The sequence below is a fragment of the Flavobacterium sp. T50_26 genome (assembly GCF_057652995.1).
The window spans coordinates 1-6,363 of record NZ_JBYFCC010000045.1; the positions used below are offsets into that span (position 1 = coordinate 1).

Sequence of the window (6,363 nt, forward strand, 5' to 3'; positions counted from 1 at the left end):
TAGAAAGCACTAAACGAGGTTGTTTTTTATGATTAGAATGAAAATTTAGTTTTTTGAAGGGGTTGTGCAACGGTTACGCCTGTTAGCAGTAGGCATTTTTTCTAATCCCATTAAATCCAGTTTCTTTGTCATCATAATCGTGTATTCTGTATTATAAACTTTTAGCTTAATTTGTCTTTCAAAAAAAGATAACTAACTATACACCCTAAAATTAGTCCGCCAAGTAAATAATTTTCAAAGTTTAAATTTTCAATAGCAAATGAACCGTATATTGTTTCGCCTGTTTGAGTTTTTAAATTTGTCAGTCCGCTGAATGACGATTTTATTAAATATTGTCTTAGTGCGACTGAAATAGCCATAAAACCAATAACTATTAAACCACTATAAGTTCTTCTTTTTGTTTTTTCAATTCGTCCAAGTCGCCAAGTCAAATACAGTAATATTGGTGTAAGTCCAATTACTATTGAGAAAAATATTGCAAGTTTAAATTGACTTCCAATATCTGTTGTCTGATATTGGAGATTTTCGATTCTTGGCATTAAAAATTCGAGAAGTTTCCCAAATTGAGTAAAGGTCAAAATGAATAACACCAAGGATGTTAAAATTGTTAGGACTAAGGTTGTTTTTTTATTTGTCATTTATTAGATGCTTTTTCGGTGTGTTTTTTTATGCTTACTGCTAATGACCGCTCGGCTTTGTCGTCGTTCCGAAAGGAGTTTTTCACTCCTTTACGGAATGCGTCAAAGGCGACAGTTGGGAGAACGTCGTGCGAATGCAACGATGGTTTCCCGACTGTTGGCGTAGCCGAGCGGTCATTGGGAAAAATTGTCCCGAAGGGCGATTTTTCCCAACGTGCCGCGTATTGGCGATGGGCGGGATTTTTAGCACTGAACTTTAATCGAAGAACAGAAGTTGAATTTTGCACTTCCGTTGATACGAAGCCGTTCAGCCCGCCTATTGCCAATACGATGTTGTACGACGTAGTTATGTTTTGGGTTTTAGTCCAGCTAAATATTTTCGTATGTCATTTTCTAATTTATCCGGGTATTTGTACTCTAATTTTTTTGACAATTCAGTTCCTATTTCTGAAACTAAATCAGTCATTGAAAATAGAGCAGTCCAATTTTCCTTTATATCGCTCCCTGAAAATGTTTGTTCTGTTTTAGCCCACATTTCCTGGTTAAGATACTTTTTGAAAAGCCGTCCATATTTATTGGTCGTTATGTTCCAATTGTGTTCACTTGCAATGTGCCATTCAATTAAAGGAATTAAATATTCTGTGCGAATAACGGTTTCCGACATAAATTTCGCATAGAATATTTCATCTCTCACAAGACACTTTGCCACGTAAGTTGTGTCCCACCAAAAATCGTTTATTAGATTTTGAAACTCTTTTTCAGACGGTTTTTTGATAATGGAAATTTGATAAGTTGGTTTCAGCATTTGCTTTGTAATACCATCTTTATCAATTAAAATTTTATAACCAATATCCCAATCTTCTGGTAATTCTTTCTCTTGCGTTTCCTTTATAAATTTTGATTTGCTGTAAAGTTTAAAATCTACTTTCACACCGTCTTCATAAAGTAGCATTTTCATTGCGTGTTTATGGTTAAAACAACTTTCGTCTTCTTCAATCATAGCAATTGGATTTCCGAATTTAAGCGTCCAGCTTTTGTCTGAAATGTAATTTGTATTATCCTCAAAAACAAATTCAATGTCTAAATCACTAAATTCGTCAACAAGTGCTAAAGGATTTACAAGTGAACTTGTCAGAAGAAGAACTCTTACATCTTCGTTTTTCTCCGACCATTCTATAATTGTTCTTAACTTTTCTTCTCTGACTTTCATTTTGTTTGGTTCGGTTTTACTATGTCGTACAACGGCTGGCAAATTGGCGATGGAGCCGACTTTTAGCACAAATGTTGAATAGAATTACTAATCTTCAACATTGCACAAAAGTTCAATAGAAGTACTTCACCGGCTCTATTGCCAATTTGTTTGTTATGTGCCGTTTTATTCCATTTTATACATTTAACAATTGCTGAAACGTAAAGTCGGGTTTAAACATTTCAATTTCGTTTTGAGTTGATTCTTCTTGTGCTTCTTTGCCATAGATAAACATTTGCTGTTCATAATTTTTAACAGCCTCTTCAATGCTATTAAATTTTCCATCGGCTAGATTATCAGACAATATCAAGGCATCCACCAACCCACTATTTACTCCCTGCCCTGCAAAAGGCGGCATCAAATGTGCGGCATCCCCAATCATTGTTATGGGTAATGGGCGCTTGCTTTTCCAAGGCTTTTCTAAAGGAAATATCCGTGTAGCCAATCCTACAAATGACAACGTCGTATGAATCAATTCTTTGTAGCGTTCGTCCCAATCGGAAAATTCTTTCAGAAGAAAATCAACGACACTATTTCTGTTTTGAAAATCTACCTGCGTTTGGTTTTTCCATTCATCAGGTGTTTTAAAACTTATTCCAAAATGCAATGCACCATTATTATTGGGGTTAGCAAATAATAAATTACCTTGGTGAGATGCCATTAGCCGGTTTCCATTGCATAGCTGAAAAAATCCAGGACAGTTTATCTCTGGTTGATGAATATCGGCTTGTATATTGAAAGTACCTGTTTCTTCAACTTCCGTGTCGGTAACAAATTTTCTTACCTTGGACATCCCGCCATTGGCAAGAATAACCAAATCTGCTGTTTCACTCGGTTTATTCTCAAAAGTTAGTGTCCACTTCTTCTTACCAGGTTCAAGCATAACAAGTTTTCTATCCCAAATAACCGTGTCGTTTTCTAAACTATTCAACAAGATAGCCCTTAAGTCATTTCTGTTTATTTCAGGATTGTCAAATCGATTTTCGGGCTTTACATTTTTTGTGGATAAAATATTGCCTTTTTCATCAGCAATATTTACACCCATTGGTAAGGCTAAGTCATAATAAGTTTGTAACAATCCCGCTTTTTTCATTGCTTCCTGACCTGAACCTTTGTGTAGGTCAAGGGTTCCACCAAAAATTCTTGCCTCTCGGTCGTTGTCTCTTTCGTAAACTGAAACGTCTATGCCGTTTTGCTGTAATAATTTTGCCATAGTCAGTCCAACGGGTCCACCACCAATTATTGCAACGTTCTTATCACTAAGTAAATTCATTTGTTTGTCTGTATCTATTCGCATTGTCATTCAAAAATGGCACATAACGGGAAACGCATTGGCGAAGTGGCGGATAAATTGGACAAAAAGTTCAATTTAGCGAGAACGTAGCCGATGTGTTTCCACAGAGCTAACTTACAAATAAAAAGCGAATGTGGAACACATTCGGCGGAATAAAATGCAGAAACTTTCAATTTAGCACTTAACCTGCCATTTTGCCAATGCGATGTTATGTGAAGGAATTTTTAGTATCTTTGTATTCAAATAATTCACATTTTATGTATTTCAGCAAGCCTTGGTAATTAAAAATTAAAGTAAATTATTAAATCGTCTTTTTGAGACGGTTGCTATTTGGTACGTTAATTTTTAATTTAAAATAAGGTAATAATGAAAAATATAAAACCCTTAACTTTTCCGTTTAATTCGGAAAATAATACATCCATAAAACAAAGTCTTTTTCGATTTCGAGAATATTTTGATTCTTCTACAATTGTTGGTTTAGGCGAAAACTCACATTTCATAAAAGAGTTTTTTACATTCAGGCATCAAGTTATTGAGTTTTTAGTAACTGAATGTGATTTTGACACCTTGGCATTTGAGTTTGGTTTTTCTGAAGGATTAGAAGTTGATAAGTGGATAAAATCACAAATTCCATTCGACGATTTGGATAAGTTACTGTCACACTTTTATTATCCAAATGAGTTTAAAGATACTTTGCTATGGCTTCGTCGGTATAATCAAGACAATAATAATCAAATTACCTTTTTAGGTGTGGATATTCCTAAAAATGGAGGTTCTTATTTTCCAAACTTTCGTATTGTATCTGATTATTTGCAAAGACTTTCAATCGTTTCTTCTGATGTCTTACAGAAGATTTTAAATCTTGCTGAGAAATTTGATTTCTATTCGACTTCTCAGCTTGCGTTAAATTTATCGCTTTTTGATGAAGCTGAACATAATGAATTAAAAGCATTGCTATTAAAAGTTTACATTCGTTTGATTACTCTTCAACCAAAATTAGAAAGTTTAGAATTTCAATCGATAGTTCATCAAGTTAAAGGCTTGATTTATATGAATTATAATGCTGATGCTATGGAAAGTTTCATTACTGAAAGGGGAATTGAAGGAGATATGGGAGCAAAAGACCAGTATATGGCAGAAAGCATTGATTGGTTTTTGAAAAATTCACTTGGTAAAAAGATTATTTTGGTTGCCCACAATGCTCACATTCAAAAAACTCCGGTAGATTTTGATGGATTTATTAGTTGTTATCCAATGGGGCAAAGACTTTCGATGACTTTTGGAGAAAAATATAAAGCATTTGCAATAACTAATCTACGTGGAGAAACTGCGGCATTGTATCCTGATAATGATTATCAATTTGGCTTTAGGGTTGATAAATTTCCACTTGATTTTCCAGAGTCGGATTCTGTTGAATTTATTATGCAAGAATTTGGAGGAAAAGAATGCTGTTTACTAATGAACAGAAGTACGGAATTAAAAAATTGTAATAAGATTCGATTTGATTCGATGTGCCTAAAAACTGAAATAGAAGAAGCTTTTGACGGAATTTTTCTAATAGAAAAATCAACTGTTTCAGAAGTAGTGGATTGAGAATTTATAAATTTAATTTCGAAACGGCACTTTCTTTTTGGAGGTGCCGTTTTATTCTTTCACATAACGTTTGGCAAATTGGCGATGGAGCCGACTTTTAGCACAAATGTTGAATAGAATTACTAATCTTCAACATTGCACAAAAGTTCAATAGAAGTACTTCACCGGCTCTATTGCCAATTTGTTTGTTATGTGCCGTTTTATTCCATTTTATACATTTAACAATTGCTGAAACGTAAAGTCGGGTTTAAACATTTCAATTTCGTTTTGAGTTGATTCTTCTTGTGCTTCTTTGCCATAGATAAACATTTGCTGTTCATAATTTTTAACAGCCTCTTCAATGCTATTAAATTTTCCATCGGCTAGATTATCAGACAATATCAAGGCATCCACCAACCCACTATTTACTCCCTGCCCTGCAAAAGGCGGCATCAAATGTGCGGCATCCCCAATCATTGTTATGGGTAATGGGCGCTTGCTTTTCCAAGGCTTTTCTAAAGGAAATATCCGTGTAGCCAATCCTACAAATGACAACGTCGTATGAATCAATTCTTTGTAGCGTTCGTCCCAATCGGAAAATTCTTTCAGAAGAAAATCAACGACACTATTTCTGTTTTGAAAATCTACCTGCGTTTGGTTTTTCCATTCATCAGGTGTTTTAAAACTTATTCCAAAATGCAATGCACCATTATTATTGGGGTTAGCAAATAATAAATTACCTTGGTGAGATGCCATTAGCCGGTTTCCATTGCATAGCTGAAAAAATCCAGGACAGTTTATCTCTGGTTGATGAATATCGGCTTGTATATTGAAAGTACCTGTTTCTTCAACTTCCGTGTCGGTAACAAATTTTCTTACCTTGGACATCCCGCCATTGGCAAGAATAACCAAATCTGCTGTTTCACTCGGTTTATTCTCAAAAGTTAGTGTCCACTTCTTCTTACCAGGTTCAAGCATAACAAGTTTTCTATCCCAAATAACCGTGTCGTTTTCTAAACTATTCAACAAGATAGCCCTTAAGTCATTTCTGTTTATTTCAGGATTGTCAAATCGATTTTCGGGCTTTACATTTTTTGTGGATAAAATATTGCCTTTTTCATCAGCAATATTTACACCCATTGGTAAGGCTAAGTCATAATAAGTTTGTAACAATCCCGCTTTTTTCATTGCTTCCTGACCTGAACCTTTGTGTAGGTCAAGGGTTCCACCAAAAATTCTTGCCTCTCGGTCGTTGTCTCTTTCGTAAACTGAAACGTCTATGCCGTTTTGCTGTAATAATTTTGCCATAGTCAGTCCAACGGGTCCACCACCAATTATTGCAACGTTCTTATCACTAAGTAAATTCATTTGTTTGTCTGTATCTATTCGCATTGTCATTCAAAAATGGCCCATAACGGTTTTCGGCTTTGCGAAGGCGGGCCAAACGAAGCAGAAACCTTGCTAAAATTACAAATTTTTCTGAGAAAACGAGTAATTCTACTAAAAACATTCCGCCCGCTTTTGCAAAACCGTTGTGCTTGTTGCACAACTCCTCAAATATACCAAAAAAATCTTGCAAAAAAGATTCACTTTTTGTAATTTTAGACATG

6 protein-coding genes are annotated in these 6,363 nt (G+C 34.9%); 1 reads left to right on the forward strand and 5 read right to left on the reverse strand.

The genetic code is table 11. The features are described 5' to 3' along the window. Nucleotides 1-161: 161 nt before the first annotated feature. The 3 genes from AC23MC_RS16290 to AC23MC_RS16300 form a co-directional block, all read right to left on the reverse strand. Nucleotides 162-638 carry a hypothetical protein gene (locus tag AC23MC_RS16290; protein WP_487569388.1) on the reverse strand — a complete coding sequence of 159 codons (477 nt, stop codon included), beginning with the start codon at nucleotides 636-638 and terminating at the stop codon, nucleotides 162-164. Between the two features lie 346 nt (nucleotides 639-984). Beyond that, nucleotides 985-1,848 carry an aminoglycoside 6-adenylyltransferase AadS gene (locus tag AC23MC_RS16295; RefSeq protein ID WP_003013318.1) on the reverse strand — a complete coding sequence of 288 codons (864 nt, stop codon included), beginning with the start codon at nucleotides 1,846-1,848 and terminating at the stop codon, nucleotides 985-987. A 175-nt stretch (nucleotides 1,849-2,023) separates the two neighbouring features. Beyond that, nucleotides 2,024-3,190, reverse strand: a complete 1,167-nt coding sequence (locus AC23MC_RS16300; protein ID WP_008651082.1) for a tetracycline-inactivating monooxygenase Tet(X2) — start codon at nucleotides 3,188-3,190, stop codon at nucleotides 2,024-2,026. 357 nt (nucleotides 3,191-3,547) lie between these two features. On the opposite strand from AC23MC_RS16300, the gene ere(D) reads away from it, so the two are divergent. Continuing rightward, nucleotides 3,548-4,774, forward strand: a complete 1,227-nt coding sequence (gene ere(D) / locus AC23MC_RS16305) for an EreD family erythromycin esterase (RefSeq protein ID WP_095073170.1) — start codon at nucleotides 3,548-3,550, stop codon at nucleotides 4,772-4,774. Nucleotides 4,775-4,984: 210 nt separating this feature from the next. On the opposite strand, the gene AC23MC_RS16310 is transcribed toward ere(D), so the two are convergent. Together AC23MC_RS16310 and AC23MC_RS16315 are read right to left on the reverse strand one after the other, a co-directional pair. After that, complete coding sequence (locus tag AC23MC_RS16310) at nucleotides 4,985-6,151, reverse strand: tetracycline-inactivating monooxygenase Tet(X2) (protein ID WP_008651082.1); 1,167 nt, start codon at nucleotides 6,149-6,151, stop codon at nucleotides 4,985-4,987. Further along, nucleotides 6,108-6,363 (reverse strand): hypothetical protein (locus tag AC23MC_RS16315; RefSeq protein ID WP_487569389.1); only part of this gene is annotated, 256 nt, incomplete at its 5' end. The genes AC23MC_RS16310 and AC23MC_RS16315, both read right to left, overlap by 44 nt.

Coding starts and splice junctions, on each gene's coding strand:
- AC23MC_RS16290 (WP_487569388.1), bottom strand. CDS start 638: ATGACAAATAAAAAAACAACCTTAGTCCTAACAATTTTAACATCCTTG.
- AC23MC_RS16295 (WP_003013318.1), bottom strand. CDS start 1,848: ATGAAAGTCAGAGAAGAAAAGTTAAGAACAATTATAGAATGGTCGGAG.
- AC23MC_RS16300 (WP_008651082.1), bottom strand. CDS start 3,190: ATGACAATGCGAATAGATACAGACAAACAAATGAATTTACTTAGTGAT.
- AC23MC_RS16310 (WP_008651082.1), bottom strand. CDS start 6,151: ATGACAATGCGAATAGATACAGACAAACAAATGAATTTACTTAGTGAT.